We start from the raw sequence: 15,423 nt of genomic DNA on the forward strand, positions 1-15,423 counted from the left end.
AATGAAATTCAATAATAAAATTAATTATATCGTTGCTTCCGCACTATTATTTATTGCGGCTTGCAAACCATCAATTGACGCGCCTTCCGTTAGTAAAGGCCAGGCTGACTTTAGTCGTTATATTTCCGTAGGCAACTCATTGACAGCAGGGTACGCTGACGGAGGACTTTACTTGGAAGGACAGAAAGCTTCCTATCCTGAAATGCTTGCCGGGCAAATGAAAGCTGCAGGCGGCGGCGATTTTAAAACACCTTTCTTTAATGAAGATCAGGCTAATGGATCTGGCTATCTTCATATCAGCGGATTTAACACTGATGGTACTCCTCAGATAACGCCAGTTAAAGATAACCTGGCAGTTCGCGGACAGGTTGCTATTCCCGGTTTCGGAAATGTAACTCTTTACACAAAATACTCAGGCGACATAAATAATTACGGTGTACCAGGAATTAAATTGCAGCAGATTAATTATGCGCCTTACGGAAACCTTAATGGTTATTATGAGCGATTACTGCCGGGTAATGCAGGAACCAATAATACTCCTTATATCGATTTTGTGACAGCAAAACCATTTACATTCTTTAGCTGTTGGCTGGGAAATAATGACGCTTTAGGTTATGCAACTTCCGGTGGCGCTAATCCTGCTGATCAGTTGACGGATAAAAACCAATTTGCTCAGCTATATACGTTCGCTATAGCTCGTTTAACAGCAAATGGCGCTAAAGGTGTTGTTGCAACAATTCCTGACGTTACCTCTATTCCTTATTTCACCACGGTAACGTACGCTGCCTTGCTTGCGGGAGCACAAAAAGTTAGTCCGGCAGTGCAGGCAATCTTTATTCAGGCCAGTGACGCTCCGGGCGGTGTAAGAGCAGCGACGGCTCAGGATCTTTTCACATTGACGCTCAATTCCGACGGTGTGTTCGGCAAACCTAATGCTGCAGGAATACCTTATGGTTTACATCCGTTAAACCCAATTGAAAGTAAATACGTTCTTGACAAAACTGAAACCGCAAACGTTAAGGACTATGTAAGTTACTATAACAGTGTTATTAAATCTGTTGCTGCATCAAAAGGTCTTGCGGTGATGGATGCATTTACAGTTTTGGGCCAATTTAAAGCCGGAAAAGTTGTAGATGGCGTAACCGTAAATTCAAACTTTGTTACCGGTAATCTCTTTTCACTGGATGGTGTACATCTTACGCCATTCGGATATGCCTTAGTAGCAAATGAATTTATAAAATCAATTAACAGCCAATATGGCTCAACATTGAGTACTGTTGATCCGACGAAGTACCGGATGGTTAAATTTCCCTGATCAGGAAAGTCTTCCTGAAATATAACTTATAATCTTCTCAAAATCGCCTGGCTCAAACCAGGCGATTTCTGTATCACGCCTGAACCAGGTAATCTGCCGCTTTGCGTACCGACGCGTATTTTGTTTTATTTGATCAATGGCTTTATCGAGCGTTATTTTATCATCAAAGTAATCGAACAGCTCACTGTAGCCAACCGTTTGCAGAGCGTAATGATTTTTGTATGGAAGAAGGGTTCGCGCTTCTTCAACCAAACCATTTTGTACCATGAGATCGACACGTTTGTTAATTCGGTCATAAAGAATCTCTCTTGGCATATTAAGCCCGACCTTTATTGTTATAAAATTGCGTTGCTTTTTTTCACCGCTTTGGAACGAAGAGAAAGGTTTATTAGTCGCCCTTATAACTTCCAAAGCCCTTATTATACGCTGCGGATTTTGCAAATCTACCTGTCTGTAATAATCAGGATCCTTAGTTCTAAGTTCCTCTTGAAGAGGTTCGATACCTTCGGTTAAATGAAGTGAATTTAATTGCTGGCGTATATCTTCCGGAACTTTAGGCAGATCATCTATTCCATTCAATAAGGCATTTATAAACAAACCTGATCCGCCTGCCAGGATAGCAAGAGGGTTTTGATGGAAGATTTTGTCTATCACAGATAAGGCCTGCGTCTCATAGTCACCGGCGGTCACTGTTTCCTCGATGGAATGTGAGTTTATGAAATGATGCCTGGCCTGGGAAAGTTCCGTATCATTCGGCTTTGCCGTACCTATTTCCATCTCACGATAAAACTGCCTGGAATCCGCAGATACAATTTCAGTATTAAAATGCCCAGCCAATCTTATTGCAAGTTCTGTTTTTCCAACTGCAGTCGGTCCAACCACCGTAATTAACGTATGTTGTTCAGGTTGCAATAAGATGAAATGCTGGAAACCAATTAATAATCTTCCTTTTCAAAATCGTCACCGAAATGCTCATCTTCAGAAAATTCATCGCTTTCGCTATCATCTGAACTTTCTTCTTCACTATCTCCATTTGACTCATCCAATTCATTTACATCGTCTAAGTGCTCTTCAGCGTCCTCAATGCCGTATTCGGTTTCATTAAGGAAATCGAAATCGTCATCGCTGATTGCTGGCGTTACAACCGGAGCTGTATTTAAACCCAGAGGTCTGGGTGCATCGCCGACACTTTTATTAAGGTAAGGATATTCTTTGCCTTTTTCTTCGTCAATGATGATTTTAACGAGTTCTACATGGAAATCATATGGGCGGTCGAAATTGTATGTGTAATAGAATTTTTGATGAGGATCATCTACAAAACTGCTCAACTTTGATTTCTCCATGAGTGCAATTCCCCGGTCTGCTTTTCGCTGCGCAGGCATGAAGGCAATTTCCTCATTTTTAATCCATTGATCGTTACTTACATAAAAGGACGACGACACATCCTGTTTGTAGCCAGTTGACTTATGGATGGCAGTATGCAAATCCATAAAAGTTTGATTTGATTTTATATCAATCTCACGTATTATATCGTCGTAATCTTCAAATGAAACTTTGAATCTGTATATAGCCATTGGTAAAAAGTGTCTAAATTTGCGTAAAAATAACGTTCTTTTGAAAAAATGGTTTCAAAAATTAAAATCTACTGAAACCTGCGTTTTGAGTCCGAGCTCTTCACCCTTTTCTTTCATGAACTGAATTGCCTGTTCGCGGCTGTTTTCAATGTCACCTTCGAGAATAGCTTCTCTGATTTGGTTTTTTATGATGCCTACTTCTTTACCGGCGGGAATGCCAAAAGCTTTCATGATATCTTCACCGGAAACGGGCGGCTGCCAGTTACGTAACTGATCACGTTCCTCAACATCTTTAAGTTTTTGTTTAACGAGCTCGAAATTTTGACGGTACTTTTTTACTTTGAACTCGTTTTTCGTAGTAACGTCAGCGTGACATAACAGCATAAGGCTATCAATGTCATCGCCTGCCTCAAAAAGAAGCCTTCTGACGGCCGAATCGGTTATTATATCTTTTACGAGTACAATGGGCCGCAAATGAAGCTGCACTAACTTTTGAACAAACTTCATCCTGTCATTCAGGGGCAGTTTAAGCTGCGCAAAAATTTTAGGAACCATTCTTGCGCCTCGATCTTCATGGCCATGGAACGTCCAGCCGTGACCAGGTTCAAATCTTTTTGTCGCTGGCTTAGCGATATCATGCAGAATTGCGGCCCAACGCAGCCATAAATCATCCGATACTTCTGAAACGTTATCCAGTACCTGTAAGGTATGATAAAAGTTATCTTTGTGACCTTTTCCGTTTATTATTTCTACACCATACAGCGCAGTCATTTGCGGAAAAATTATTTCTAGTAAGCCGCTGTCAAAAAGATAATTAAACCCTATTGATGGTTTCGGCGAAAGAACAATTTTATTCAACTCGTCAGTAATGCGTTCTTTTGAGACGATTGTTATCCTTTCCTTGTTAGCCTTAATTGCATTAAATGCATCATCAGCAATTTTAAAACCAAGCTGAGAAGCAAAGCGTGCGGCTCTCATCATTCTCAGGGGATCGTCAGAAAAAGTTATAAGCGGATCCAGCGGCGTTTTGATGATCCTGTCTTGTAAATCAGCCATGCCGTTAAAAGGATCAAGCAGTTGGCCATAACTTGACTCATTCAAACAAATTGCCATAGCATTGATTGTAAAGTCACGCCGTTTCTGATCATCTTCAAGGCTGCCATCTTCAACAATTGGCTTGCGTGAGTCGGAGCGATATGACTCTTTTCTAGCACCTACAAATTCCACTTCCAGATCCTGGTATCGCAGCATGGCAGTGCCAAAATTTTTAAAAACAGATACCTTTGTTCGTAATGCCTGTGAAGCAGCTTCGGCAAAGTCAATGCCGTTGCCGATCACCAAAATGTCAACATCCTTCGATGGCCTTTTCAGGAAGATATCTCTCACGAATCCACCAATCACAAAAATATCAACGCCTTTCTTTTGTGCGAGCTGCGATAATTTTTTAAAGACTGGATGTTGCAGATGTGCTTCCATGAACGTGAATACTGAGTGCAAAAATAACCAATTTATCGCCTGATAAAGGAAAATCGGCCATCAGGTTCTAACTTCATGATAGTTGATGATTTCTTTTTTGAAAAATCATGCTGATCAATATCGACAACATAATCTACTCCTTTGATGATATCATCCGAAACTTCTGAGAAATTAGCAGGGGATGGGCTGCCGCTTATATTGGCTGACGTAGAGATAATCGGCTTCCGGAAACGCTGAATTAACTGCTGGCAAAACGGGTGCTTAACTATTCGTATGCCGATACTCCCGTCTTCATGAATTGCGTTTGGTGCCAGGTTTTTCGCACCGGAATAAATGATCGTTAATGGATTTTCTGCATACTCAATTAATTCGTAAGCCAGCTCGGGAACCTCCCTCACATAGCTTGAAAGTTTATTATCGTTATCCAGCAAAATGATCATGCTTTTTGAAGCATCCCGGCCTTTAAGATTAAATACCTTCGAGACAGCCTCTTCATTGGTTGCATCACAGCCTATACCCCAAATAGTATCGGTAGGATATAAAATCAAACCGCCATTTTTCAAAACTTCCAGGGCGTTGTTTATTTCAGCATTCATCAAGGATCTTTATTAATTGTTTATGATCAATATCATGAGCACATTTAAAATGTTTTTGGGGGCACGCCTTGTAACCATGTAATCCACATGGCCTGCAGTATAATGAATAATCAATTTGAACGATATGTTTGTTGTCTGATAATGGCTCAAAACCAAAAGCTGGAACGGTAGAGCAATAAATACTTGTTACCGGCGCGTTAACGGCTGATGCAAAGTGCTGAGGCGCCGAATCATTCACATAATTCATTTTTGCTGTTTGCATTAAAGCTGCCGATTGAAGAAATGATAGTTTCCCGCTCAGGTCGGTTACGTTTGCCTGACCCGAGTTTGCCATGATTTCCTGGCAAAGTTGACTGTCGCCTGGCCCGCCAAGTAGATAAACCTTTATTGCCCGTGGTATCTGTTTGATAAATTCTATCCAGTATTGCTTAGGATATTGTTTTGTAAACCATACTGAAGCGGGTGCGCAGCAGATGTAAGAATCATATTTATAAATCGCGACTTCGGTGAAATCTTCTGTACGTGGGTACAATTTCGGTCGCGGAGACAGTGAAGTTGAAAGCGTTTCCAGCAATAAATTATTCCGGTCGATCTCATGAACAGTGCCTTCATTCGAAATTTTGTGCTCTACGGTTATATCAAATAAAAAGGAAAGAGGATTTTTTCTAAATCCTCTTTTTGTTTTTGCTCCGGAAAGTGCCGTTAGTAATCCGGTTGAAAAATACCGCTGCAGATTAATTACGTCGTTGTATCCTTCTTTTCTAATCGCTTTTGCGAGCTTAAGTAAGTTTGATGTTTTGTTGTGTTTTTTATCCCAAACCCAAACTTTAGTTAAAAATGGATGACCGGTAAATAACGTTTCATTGCCTTTTCGAACAACGATATCAATTTGTGATCCCGGAAATTCAATGTTCAGCTTTTCAAGAAGTGCTGTTGCTAGTACAACATCGCCGATGAAAGCCGTTTGAATGACCAGGAACTTCTGCATTAAACAGCTACGTTGAAGTTGCGTAAAGCATCATTCAGAGAAGTTTTTTTATCTGTTGATTCTTTACGTTTGCCAATAATCAGCGCGCAGGGAACCTGGTATGTTCCTGCAGGAAATTCTTTGCTGTAAGATCCCGGAATTACAACCGATCGTGCCGGAACCAAACCTTTGTGCTCAACCGGACTTTCACCACTTACATCAATTATTTTAGTTGACGCAGTCAGCACAACATTTGCTCCCAAAACAGCTTCGCTTTCAACGCGTACACCTTCAACCACGATTGCGCGTGAACCAATAAAGCAGTTGTCTTCTATGATTACTGGTGATGCCTGAACCGGTTCAAGTACTCCACCGATACCAACTCCTCCGCTTAAATGAACGTTTTTTCCTATTTGTGCACACGAACCGACTGTCGCCCAGGTATCAACCATGGTGCCTTCGTCAACATAAGCGCCGATATTTACGTAGGAAGGCATTAAAATAACGCCTTTTGCGAGATACGAACCATAACGGGCTACGGCCGGCGGAACAACTCTTACCCCTAGTTCCTTGTAGTTCGTTTTAAGCTTCATTTTATCATAATACACATAAGGGCCTACCTCCGTAACTTTCATCTCACGAATCGGGAAATATAAAATTACTGCCTTTTTAATCCAGTCATTCACGTGCCAGCGATTGCCAACAGGTTCAGCGACACGCAATTCTCCTTTATTCAAATGATCAACTACAAGTTCTATAGCGTCACGATATTCTTTAAAATTAATGAGGTTGCGGTCTTCCCAGGCGTCTTCAATGGTCTTTTTCAGTTCAGCGATCATGGTTTATGATAATTTTTGGCAAAGTAACGGATTTTTAAGAATTTTTACGTCATTGATGAATCACCGGAAACTGTAAATTTGCTCTTTTAACGATTATGGCTGAAAGCGAGAAACTCCGTATTGATAAATACCTGTGGGCTATCCGGGCTTTTAAAACCCGGAGTTTAGCAACCGATGCCTGCAAAGCAGGTCGTATTAAATTGAATGCCCAAACAGTTAAGCCTTCACACGTTGTTAAGATCGGTGAAACTTATACAGTACAAAAAGGAAGTGAAAAACGTGTAATCAAAGTGAGCGGTTTATTGGAAAGACGGGTTGATGCAAAAACCGCTATATCTTTCTATGAAGATCTGACGCCAATAGAAGAAAGACACAGCTATAAATCTATGTTTCATGCACCAGGCCTGCAACGTGATCGCGGAGCAGGGCGGCCAACTAAAAAAGACCGCCGGGATATTGGAGACCTGCTGGATCAGTCCGATTCGGAGGGATGGTTTGATGAAGATTAGCTTGTAATTGTTGAAAAAAACTGCTGTCCGAAATTGAATTTACAGCGATGCGCTTAACAGTCCTTCTAATATTTTTTCTAAGGTTAGTGCGTTTTGAATCGCTTCCACATTCATTGTATTGTTAAAATATACCCAGGCTTCGTTGAGATTTGCAGTTATTATCGCCGAAGCGACATTCTGAAGTTCTTCATTAGAATAAGCCGATTTATAGAGTTCCGGTACTCCGTGGAACCGGTAATACAAAAAGCTAGCAGTAGCGGTAACCTTGTTGGATAATGTTGGATAGCTTACACCACAAAAAGCAACGTTGGCCTTTTTTAGCTCTTCGTAAACTTTCGGAATATACCACGAAACATGCCTGAATTCGACGACGTTTTTAAAAGTCAGGTCAAGGCTGTTTATGATTTTGTGCAACAGCTGCTCGCTGTATGCCATTGACGGTGGAAGCTGAAAAAGAATGCAGCCAAGTTTTTCCATTAATCCGGCTGCTGCCAGATTATAAAAAGATTGAATTAACTCGCTGCAATCATTAAAACGACGATACTGTGTAATGATTCTTGGAACCTTAACCGAGAACAGAAAATTATCGGGACTTTTCTTATACCATTCCTCAAATGTTTTTAGTTCTGGAAATCTGTAAAACGTATTGTTAATTTCGAGTGTTTGGAAATGTCGGGCATAATAATGCAGCCAGTCCTTCTTCTTCGATTCCTCCGGATAAAAAACGCCTTTCCATTCGGGATAATAAAACCCGGAACAGCCAACAAAGCAATTCATACGGGCATAACGTTCGTGCTGTTATAGTGTTTAAATCAATATTCGATTTTCAAGTCCGAGTCTTCCCATAACTTGAAAGCTTTCTGTGCTTCGTCACGCAAAAGCTGTACAAAAGGAAGTTTTCTTTCATCCATCGGGCGTTCCAATTCTTCATAGATAAAATGATCATCAAACGCAATACTGGCGGCGTCCTTTTTAGTGTTTGCGTAATAAATGGTGTCCAGATGAGCCCAATAAATAGCTCCCAAACACATTGGGCAGGGTTCACAGCTTGTGTAGATCACACATCCGCTTAAATTATAGGTGTTTAGTTTTTGGCAGGCTAACCGAATGACCGCTACCTCGGCATGCGCAGTCGGGTCATTAGTAGGCACAACGGTATTGGCACTTTGAGCAACCACTTCGCCATCCTTCACTATTACGGCGCCGAAAGGCCCACCCAGGCCTTTTTGAACATTCTCTTCGGACAGGCGAATTGCCATCCGCATAAACTCCTGATGTTTTTCTCTCATCTTATATCAACTCTTTGTAAACTAAAAAACCCTTCCGCATAGGAAGGGTTTTGAATATGAGCTTTAACAGCTGTTATTTTTTATCTTTTTTATATTCTGCGTTTAAGCCGGCAAGAACATCTTTGGTAACGTCAAGGCTTTCATCTGCAAATAAAACTGTAGGATTGGCTTTTGAATAAGTTAAAACCATTTTATATCCTTTTTCTTTGGCATAACCTTTCAGGTAGCTGGCAACTTTGTCGTAAAGTTTATCGTTTTCAGCAGCTTGTTCATTAGCCAGTGCCGAGCTCGCATTTTGGTTGTAAGCTGATAGTTCCTGTTGCTTGCGTGCAAGGCGTTGTTCTGTCGCAGCACGTTGATCTGCACTCATTCCCTGTGCATTTTTTTGATATTCTGCAACCTCTTGCTGGAACGCGGTTCCTTTTGATTGAAGGTCAGTTTGAGCCTGTTTTGATTTTCCTTCTATTTTGCCTTTAATGTCTTTAAAGTATTCGTAGTTAGTTAACAATGAATCCGAGTTGACGTAAACAATTGCTTCCGCTTCCTTTTTCTCAGTTGTGTTTGCCGGAGCTGTTGTTGTTTTTGGTTGTTCTTTGTTATTACATGAAGCTATCACCGCTGCAATTGCTATCCCTGCACCGAGTTTCGTTAAGTTAGCTAATCCTTTTTTCATTATATTTTAAAAATTTAGGCAAATATAGCGTTTTGTACCATAGTGCAAAGTGTCGCAAAAAACGGTAAGTGGTTTTCAACCAGACGCTTTTTTATCCACAAAAACGGCGAAATGCTATTAAAAAACCGTATTTTTGAATCTTGTTGTAAAACATATATATGAGCGAAGAAAAGGAAAACAAATCAAATTATTCAGCAGATAATATACAGGTTTTAGAAGGGTTAGAAGCAGTAAGGAAACGCCCTTCCATGTACATAGGTGATACTGGTTTCAAAGGTCTTCACCATTTGGTTTACGAGGTAGTTGATAACTCGATTGACGAAGCTTTGGCGGGTTATTGTACCGATATCAATGTAACTATTCATCCAAATAATTCTGTAACGGTAGAAGATAATGGCCGGGGAATTCCAACCGGGATCAATACTAAGGAAAAGAAATCGGCATTAGAGATCGTAATGACGGTACTGCATGCCGGCGGTAAGTTCGACAAAGATACTTACAAGGTTTCCGGAGGCTTGCACGGTGTTGGTGTTTCCTGTGTTAACGCCTTGTCAACACACGTGAAAACCGTGGTATACCGTGAAGGAAAAATTTTCACCCAGGAATATGAACGCGGAAAACCTCTGTTTGAGGTGAAAGTTATCGGGGAATCTGATAAAACAGGTACCACCCAAACTTTCCTTCCGGATCCTGAAATTTTTCAGCTTACTACTGAATATAAATTTGACACGCTTGCCGCACGCTTACGCGAACTTGCTTTTTTAAATAAAGGAATTCGGTTATCGCTAACAGACGAGCGTGAAAAAACAGAAAGTGGCTATTTATTTGAAGAGTTTTATTCTGAAGGCGGACTACGGGAGTTTGTTAAGTTTTTAGACGGAACACGCGTCCCTTTAATTCCTGAACCAATTTACCTGGAAGGTGTTAAGAATGGTGTTCCTGTCGAGCTAGCACTTCAGTACAATGATACATTTTCTGAAAATGTCCATTCGTACGTTAATAATATCAATACTCATGAAGGTGGTACACACGTTGCCGGCTTCAGAACAGGGTTGACACGTACATTGAAGAATTACGCCGAGAATTCGGGTATGCTGAAAAACGCGAAGATCGAAATTACCGGAGATGACTTCCGCGAAGGTTTAACAGCTGTCATTTCGGTTAAGGTTGCAGAACCGCAGTTTGAGGGTCAGACTAAAACCAAGCTTGGTAATAACGAAGTAAGTGGGGCCGTAAATATTGCGGTTGGCGAGATCCTTAATATCTTCTTAGAAGAAAACCCAAGAGAGGCGAAATCCATTGTTAATAAAGTTATCCTGGCTGCTACCGCGCGTATTGCCGCACGTAAAGCCAGGGACATGGTTGTTCAGCGTAAAAGTGTTATGGGCGGTTCAGGCTTACCTGGTAAACTAGCCGATTGCGCTGATAGCGATCCGGTAAAATGTGAGTTATACCTTGTCGAGGGGGACTCGGCGGGTGGAACAGCCAAACAAGGCCGTGATCGTCACTTCCAGGCAATTCTTCCGCTACGTGGTAAGATTCTAAACGTAGAGAAGGCTATGGAATATAAGATCTATGAGAACGAGGAAATAAAGAACATGTTTACAGCGCTTGGCGTAAGCATCGGTACCCAGGAAGATGCCAAGGCCTTAAATCTGGAAAAACTTCGTTACCATAAAATCGTAGTCATGACGGATGCCGACGTTGACGGTTCGCACATTACCACGCTGATACTAACTTTCTTCTTCCGTTATATGAAGGAACTGATTGAGAACGGTTACATTTATATTGCTGCGCCACCGTTGTACCTGGTAAAAAAAGGAAAAGATCATGAATACGCCTGGGACGATGATAGCCGTGATGCCGCTGTACAGCGTTTAAAAGGTCAGGGTAAGGAAGACAGCGTACATATTCAACGATACAAAGGTTTGGGAGAGATGAACGCAGAACAGCTTTGGGACACAACTATGAATCCTGCGACACGTACTCTTCGCCAGGTAACCATTGAAAATGCCGCAGAATGCGATCACATTTTTTCGATGCTGATGGGCGATGAAGTAGCTCCACGTAGAGAATTTATTGAAAAGAATGCTAAATACGCGCGGATAGACGTCTAATAAACGTTAAAACGATACCAAACCCGGCATCTTAAAAATGTCGGGTTTTTTTATGGATTCGGGTCTTTATACTGTAAGTAAATCACCGCACTTACTTCAAGGCTGGATTCGATGTTTACCGCCTGCCGTGTAAATCCATCATCAATGGTTAGGGTAGAAGTATTGGGTGGAATCCGGCCGAGATTATTCGCATATAATATCACTTCGTTCAATTCGGCGGTGCGGTCGAGCCGTAAATTTTGCAAGTAAGGCTTCTTGACTATTTCAAGTTGTTTAATAACCGATCGTCGATTGTAATATACCGTCACGGTATCGTGATCTTCTTTTAGGTAATCCCTCAATTCGATTTTGACAACCCGATTTTTGACGGTCAGCGTTACAGGGTTAGACAAGCGTGTGCCTAGAAATCGCGTGATCTTTTCAGGGTCGCGCAGCATATCGTCTAAAACTTCTTGGGGTATATTTTGCGCATCGTGCCCCCTTGGCCTCGATAAGATAGCACCGCCCGGGATACAGCGTTCGCCGGATTCGATATTGCCCTGCCAATGGCCTTTCAGAAAATCGGCGGTATCAGCTTTGGAATAATTAAGTTTTAATCGTTTGATACATAAATACCGGTCGCCAAACGTCTTTGGTATAGACGAATTGACAATCCGCAGTTCTGTTATTTTCAATTGGCTATTTTCAAAGAGGGCGACAAAGTCTAGAGACCCTTCAATGAAATAGGCGTTCCGGTAAATGTAGGCCCGACCCCTGACAATGTTTTGAGTCTGCTCTTTGATGTTCAGCAGGTAATCGACGTCAATTATCGGAACTCCGCTTGTATCGCTTGTAAGGTAGCCATTCCATACCCCACGTAAATCCTGAGCGGAAACATGCTTAACTGAAATGCTAAATAAAAATATAAAACAGGGTAGACATAGGTAACGATAGTTCATAATGTGGCTTACGGCTCATATTTAAGGTATATAGCTGCAGTTTTTTGTAGATCAGATTCAATCATAATACGATACGATTTATCGCCGTCAAGCAAAGTAAGCTCCGACGTATTTGGCGGTATCTGGCCCAGGTTTTCGGCAAAAAGCAGTATTTCATTGACCGGATATTTTTTATCAATCGTCAGTTCTATCTCAACAGGTCTTTTAGATATCCAGATGCGCTGTTTCAGCATTCTCCGATTTTGGTACACTGTCACCGTGTCATTGTCGATCTTTAAATAATCACGTAGCCGGATTAACAGATTTGTATGATGAACTACTATTTCAGTAGCCTTTTTTATTGACGTGTTTTTAAATGGTTCGGCAAAGTTGGCAAGGGTTGTAGGCGGTGAGGACAAAGGAACAGGTGTTACCAAAGATGCAATTATTGAATCCTTTTTCTGATCTACATAGTCATTCAAATCAGGCAGGTTTCGCGACAGAACAATTTTTGCCGGTATACAAATGCTGTCAGCGTCTTCGACACTATACCCTGTGCCACGTCCCAGCAGGTATTCTTTGCTGCCAATTTTATGATATTTCAGAGCGAAGCTTTTGATGCAGACATTCCAACCGTCAGGGCGAATAAAGTCGGCCATGATCAGTTCTTTGTGTTCATTAAGATAAATGGAGTCGTCTTTGAAATATCCGCTTAAGCCGATCCGGATGTCAAAATCGTCGTCGAAGCTGTAAGTCATACCCGAAATCTTTTTATTGGCTTTCAGGTTAACATCGAAATCACAAACCTGGCAGAGTTCGCCGGGTCCCTGTAAGATTTTACCATACCATTTGCCGTTGATATTCTGAGCAAATAAGCCGGTGCAGAACAACAGCATGATAAGTATCAGTGATACTCTCATAGGCTAACTGATTAGTAATGTTAAGTTACTAATAATCAGTTATAATATCAATCTGTGAAAAGTTTTAGTGATAAATTTGTGTAGTTAATTACCGCTCCATATTTCATCAGCAAGTCGCCGCCTATTACGCCGAGAACAGGGTCCAGATCAAGCTTTTGGTAAGCATAATTTATTGCAGAAAGGTCAATAACGGCTGCTTCAAAATCTGGAATTATGAGAGCTCCAATGTGAAAATTCGGGATGGTGACTTTAAAGCTCTCCATCTCGTTTGTTCCGAGCCCGGTAGATAATCTGTCGGTCGATAGCAGCAAATGTTCCTGAACTAGCATGCTCACCATTGACTTGTCGAGCACCGTCCGGCTGGCGCCCGTGTCGAGTACCGTTTTAAATGTCTGGCCGAAGGCAGTAATATCGAGCAGGAGATGGAAGCCATCATCCTGCAGGTTTAAAATTTGTAAAGGAATTTCGGTCAAATTAAATAAAATTTGAATCGCTGAGGACCTGATTCATTCCTCGAACGGCTTCTGCGCTTTTGTTGAAGGTTTCTTGTTCAGAGTCCGTAAGACTAAAATCAACAATTTGTTCCCACCCGTTTTTTCCGATCACCACGGGCACAACCAGTGAAATATCCTGCTGTTTGTATTCGCCCTCCAGGTAAACACCGGTGGATATTAGCCTCTTCTCATCACGAACAATGCTTTCCACCATAGCCATCGTTCCTGCTCCGGGCGCATACCAGGCCGATGTTCCTATTAGTTTAGTGAGTGTAGCTCCTCCGACCATCGTAGACGAAACAACTTTTTCCTGCTGTTCCGGAGTTAAAAAGTTAGTTACCGGAATGCTGTTCCATGTCGCGTGCCGTATTAACGGTATCATAGTTGTATCACCGTGTCCGCCGATTACTACCGCGTTCAAATCTGAAGGTGAACAGGAGAGCTCCTGGCTCAGGTAATATTTAAATCGCGCCGAATCTAAAGCACCGCCCATACCAAGAATACGATTTTTAGGTAAACCTGAGGTTTTTAAGGTCAGGTAATTCATAGTATCCATGGGATTGGAAACAACAATAAAGATCGTGTTCGGTGAATATTTTAAAATATTCTCGGTTACGCCCTTTACAATCCCGGCATTCGTGCCGATAAGCTCTTCGCGGGTCATTCCTGGCTTGCGGGGCAAACCCGAGGTGATAATCACGACACTTGAATCAGCAGTGCTCGCATAGTCGTTAGTAACGCCTTTTATTTTAGTATCGAAACCGAGGAGCGCTGATGTTTGCATCATGTCAATTGCTTTGCCTTCTGCAAAGCCTTCCCGGATATCTAAAAGGATCAATTCTTCGGCCAGCTCTTTCCTGGCAATGTTATCGGCACAGGTTGCGCCGACTGCTCCGGCGCCAACTACGGTGATCTTCATAAACTTAGGTTAAGTACACCCGAAGTTAACAAAATACCGTCCCGAAAGAAATTTTTCTTTTTCCATAGGGGTAAAGGCTTGTTGGTATGTATTATCTAAAATCGATTATTATGAAACTCATTTATGCACTAATTTTTGTAAGCGTTGGCCTGGCATCATGTAAAGACGATGGCTATCACCCATGTGTCAACTCATCAGGTGGAATAAGAGCTGAAAACCGGGCAACAGCACAATTTACAGGCGTCGATCTACGACTGGATGGTAAGCTTGAAATAAGCCAGGGAGCACAAAACGTAGTTGTCGAAGCTAATGACTCGCAGGTTCCTTATATCAGGACACGCGTTGAAAATGGTATATTGATCATCGATAGCGATCGTTGTTTAAAAGGCGGTAACTTTAAATTTTCGGTTCAGCTTGATGATTTGCAAAGTCTGAATGTTTCAGGCAGCGGAGACGCTATTGTAAACGGCAATTTTAAACCGGAGAACGCGCGGTTTACAATATCCGGGTCAGGAGATATTAAAGGATCGCTTGACGCAAAAAGTCTTCATGCTGTTATAAGCGGCAGCGGCGGTATGGACATACATGGCAATGCGGAGAACCTGGATGCAGAAATAAGCGGCTCCGGGCGAATTAAAGCGTTTGGCCTTTTATCAAATCATGTCAACTCACGAATTTCGGGCTCAGGAGATTTAGAATGCCATGCAACGCAATCTCTAAATGCGCAAATCAGCGGCAGCGGAGATGTACGCTATAAAGGCAGTCCTGTTATAGAAAGTCATATTTCGGGTTCCGGAAAAGTTCTTAACTCAAACTGA

General features: G+C 41.8%; 17 protein-coding genes. 4 read left to right on the plus strand and 13 right to left on the minus strand.

Annotated elements, in window-relative coordinates:
* The first annotated feature begins 1 nt into the window (after position 1).
* The gene (locus tag GS399_RS19230) at positions 2–1,315 is read left to right on the plus strand and encodes an SGNH/GDSL hydrolase family protein (protein ID WP_160846285.1); all 1,314 of its coding nucleotides are present in this window, start codon (positions 2–4) and stop codon (positions 1,313–1,315) included.
* On the opposite strand, the gene miaA is transcribed toward GS399_RS19230, so the two are convergent.
* From miaA to GS399_RS19260, 6 genes are read right to left on the minus strand one after another with little or no spacing between them, the layout of a single operon-like run.
* Positions 1,316–2,227 (minus strand): tRNA (adenosine(37)-N6)-dimethylallyltransferase MiaA, encoded by a 912-nt coding sequence (gene miaA / locus GS399_RS19235; RefSeq protein ID WP_160846286.1) that lies wholly within the window; start codon positions 2,225–2,227, stop codon positions 1,316–1,318.
* A gap of 23 nt (positions 2,228–2,250) precedes the next feature.
* The gene (locus tag GS399_RS19240; protein WP_160846287.1) at positions 2,251–2,889 is read right to left on the minus strand and encodes an IS1096 element passenger TnpR family protein; all 639 of its coding nucleotides are present in this window, start codon (positions 2,887–2,889) and stop codon (positions 2,251–2,253) included.
* A 54-nt stretch (positions 2,890–2,943) separates the two neighbouring features.
* A complete protein-coding gene (locus tag GS399_RS19245; RefSeq protein WP_160846288.1) occupies positions 2,944–4,365 on the minus strand; it encodes a CCA tRNA nucleotidyltransferase in 1,422 nt (473 codons plus the stop codon).
* Positions 4,366–4,397: 32 nt separating this feature from the next.
* Positions 4,398–4,961, minus strand: coding sequence for an L-threonylcarbamoyladenylate synthase (locus GS399_RS19250; RefSeq protein WP_160846289.1), 564 nt, complete (start codon positions 4,959–4,961; stop codon positions 4,398–4,400).
* A complete protein-coding gene (locus GS399_RS19255) occupies positions 4,951–5,949 on the minus strand; it encodes a glycosyltransferase family 9 protein (protein ID WP_160846290.1) in 999 nt (332 codons plus the stop codon). The genes GS399_RS19250 and GS399_RS19255 overlap by 11 nt, the downstream gene beginning before the upstream one ends.
* Entirely contained in the window at positions 5,949–6,767 is an 819-nt protein-coding gene (locus GS399_RS19260; protein WP_160846291.1) for a 2,3,4,5-tetrahydropyridine-2,6-dicarboxylate N-succinyltransferase, read from the minus strand. Before GS399_RS19260 ends, GS399_RS19255 begins: the two co-directional genes overlap by 1 nt.
* 95 nt (positions 6,768–6,862) lie before the next feature.
* Here GS399_RS19260 and GS399_RS19265 point away from each other — a divergent pair, with 95 nt between their 5' ends.
* Positions 6,863–7,276 (plus strand): RNA-binding S4 domain-containing protein, encoded by a 414-nt coding sequence (locus tag GS399_RS19265; protein ID WP_160846292.1) that lies wholly within the window; start codon positions 6,863–6,865, stop codon positions 7,274–7,276.
* A 39-nt stretch (positions 7,277–7,315) separates the two neighbouring features.
* Here GS399_RS19265 and GS399_RS19270 read toward each other — a convergent pair whose 3' ends face one another.
* The 3 genes from GS399_RS19270 to GS399_RS19280 form a co-directional block, all read right to left on the minus strand.
* A complete protein-coding gene (locus tag GS399_RS19270) occupies positions 7,316–8,053 on the minus strand; it encodes a DUF72 domain-containing protein (protein ID WP_160846293.1) in 738 nt (245 codons plus the stop codon).
* 35 nt (positions 8,054–8,088) lie between these two features.
* Positions 8,089–8,565 carry a nucleoside deaminase gene (locus GS399_RS19275; RefSeq protein WP_160846294.1) on the minus strand — a complete coding sequence of 159 codons (477 nt, stop codon included), beginning with the start codon at positions 8,563–8,565 and terminating at the stop codon, positions 8,089–8,091.
* Between the two features lie 73 nt (positions 8,566–8,638).
* Positions 8,639–9,238: an OmpH/Skp family outer membrane protein gene (locus GS399_RS19280; protein ID WP_160846295.1), complete on the minus strand. Its 600-nt coding sequence runs from the start codon at positions 9,236–9,238 to the stop codon at positions 8,639–8,641.
* 158 nt (positions 9,239–9,396) lie between these two features.
* Between GS399_RS19280 and gyrB the strand changes: the two genes are divergently transcribed.
* The gene (gyrB, locus tag GS399_RS19285) at positions 9,397–11,355 is read left to right on the plus strand and encodes a DNA topoisomerase (ATP-hydrolyzing) subunit B (RefSeq protein WP_160846296.1); all 1,959 of its coding nucleotides are present in this window, start codon (positions 9,397–9,399) and stop codon (positions 11,353–11,355) included.
* Between the two features lie 50 nt (positions 11,356–11,405).
* Here gyrB and GS399_RS19290 read toward each other — a convergent pair whose 3' ends face one another.
* From GS399_RS19290 to mdh, 4 genes are read right to left on the minus strand one after another with little or no spacing between them, the layout of a single operon-like run.
* Positions 11,406–12,293 carry a hypothetical protein gene (locus GS399_RS19290; RefSeq protein ID WP_160846297.1) on the minus strand — a complete coding sequence of 296 codons (888 nt, stop codon included), beginning with the start codon at positions 12,291–12,293 and terminating at the stop codon, positions 11,406–11,408.
* An 8-nt stretch (positions 12,294–12,301) separates the two neighbouring features.
* Positions 12,302–13,192: a hypothetical protein gene (locus tag GS399_RS19295; RefSeq protein WP_160846298.1), complete on the minus strand. Its 891-nt coding sequence runs from the start codon at positions 13,190–13,192 to the stop codon at positions 12,302–12,304.
* 47 nt (positions 13,193–13,239) lie between these two features.
* Positions 13,240–13,665, minus strand: coding sequence for an aspartyl protease family protein (locus GS399_RS19300; RefSeq protein WP_160846299.1), 426 nt, complete (start codon positions 13,663–13,665; stop codon positions 13,240–13,242).
* Position 13,666: 1 nt separating this feature from the next.
* Positions 13,667–14,605, minus strand: a complete 939-nt coding sequence (gene mdh, locus GS399_RS19305; protein ID WP_160846300.1) for a malate dehydrogenase — start codon at positions 14,603–14,605, stop codon at positions 13,667–13,669.
* Between the two features lie 110 nt (positions 14,606–14,715).
* On the opposite strand from mdh, the gene GS399_RS19310 reads away from it, so the two are divergent.
* A complete protein-coding gene (locus GS399_RS19310; protein WP_160846301.1) occupies positions 14,716–15,423 on the plus strand; it encodes a head GIN domain-containing protein in 708 nt (235 codons plus the stop codon).

Source organism: Hufsiella arboris, assembly GCF_009834875.1.
In the GTDB taxonomy this organism is placed as follows: Bacteria; Bacteroidota; Bacteroidia; order Sphingobacteriales; family Sphingobacteriaceae; genus Hufsiella_A; species Hufsiella_A arboris.

Coding starts and splice junctions, on each gene's coding strand:
- GS399_RS19240 (WP_160846287.1), bottom strand. CDS start 2,889: ATGGCTATATACAGATTCAAAGTTTCATTTGAAGATTACGACGATATA.
- gyrB (WP_160846296.1), top strand. CDS start 9,397: ATGAGCGAAGAAAAGGAAAACAAATCAAATTATTCAGCAGATAATATA.
- GS399_RS19275 (WP_160846294.1), bottom strand. CDS start 8,565: ATGAGAGAAAAACATCAGGAGTTTATGCGGATGGCAATTCGCCTGTCC.
- GS399_RS19265 (WP_160846292.1), top strand. CDS start 6,863: ATGGCTGAAAGCGAGAAACTCCGTATTGATAAATACCTGTGGGCTATC.
- GS399_RS19295 (WP_160846298.1), bottom strand. CDS start 13,192: ATGAGAGTATCACTGATACTTATCATGCTGTTGTTCTGCACCGGCTTA.
- GS399_RS19230 (WP_160846285.1), top strand. CDS start 2: ATGAAATTCAATAATAAAATTAATTATATCGTTGCTTCCGCACTATTA.
- GS399_RS19280 (WP_160846295.1), bottom strand. CDS start 9,238: ATGAAAAAAGGATTAGCTAACTTAACGAAACTCGGTGCAGGGATAGCA.
- GS399_RS19310 (WP_160846301.1), top strand. CDS start 14,716: ATGAAACTCATTTATGCACTAATTTTTGTAAGCGTTGGCCTGGCATCA.
- GS399_RS19255 (WP_160846290.1), bottom strand. CDS start 5,949: ATGCAGAAGTTCCTGGTCATTCAAACGGCTTTCATCGGCGATGTTGTA.
- GS399_RS19290 (WP_160846297.1), bottom strand. CDS start 12,293: ATGAACTATCGTTACCTATGTCTACCCTGTTTTATATTTTTATTTAGC.
- GS399_RS19250 (WP_160846289.1), bottom strand. CDS start 4,961: ATGAATGCTGAAATAAACAACGCCCTGGAAGTTTTGAAAAATGGCGGT.
- GS399_RS19260 (WP_160846291.1), bottom strand. CDS start 6,767: ATGATCGCTGAACTGAAAAAGACCATTGAAGACGCCTGGGAAGACCGC.
- GS399_RS19270 (WP_160846293.1), bottom strand. CDS start 8,053: ATGAATTGCTTTGTTGGCTGTTCCGGGTTTTATTATCCCGAATGGAAA.
- mdh (WP_160846300.1), bottom strand. CDS start 14,605: ATGAAGATCACCGTAGTTGGCGCCGGAGCAGTCGGCGCAACCTGTGCC.
- GS399_RS19245 (WP_160846288.1), bottom strand. CDS start 4,365: ATGGAAGCACATCTGCAACATCCAGTCTTTAAAAAATTATCGCAGCTC.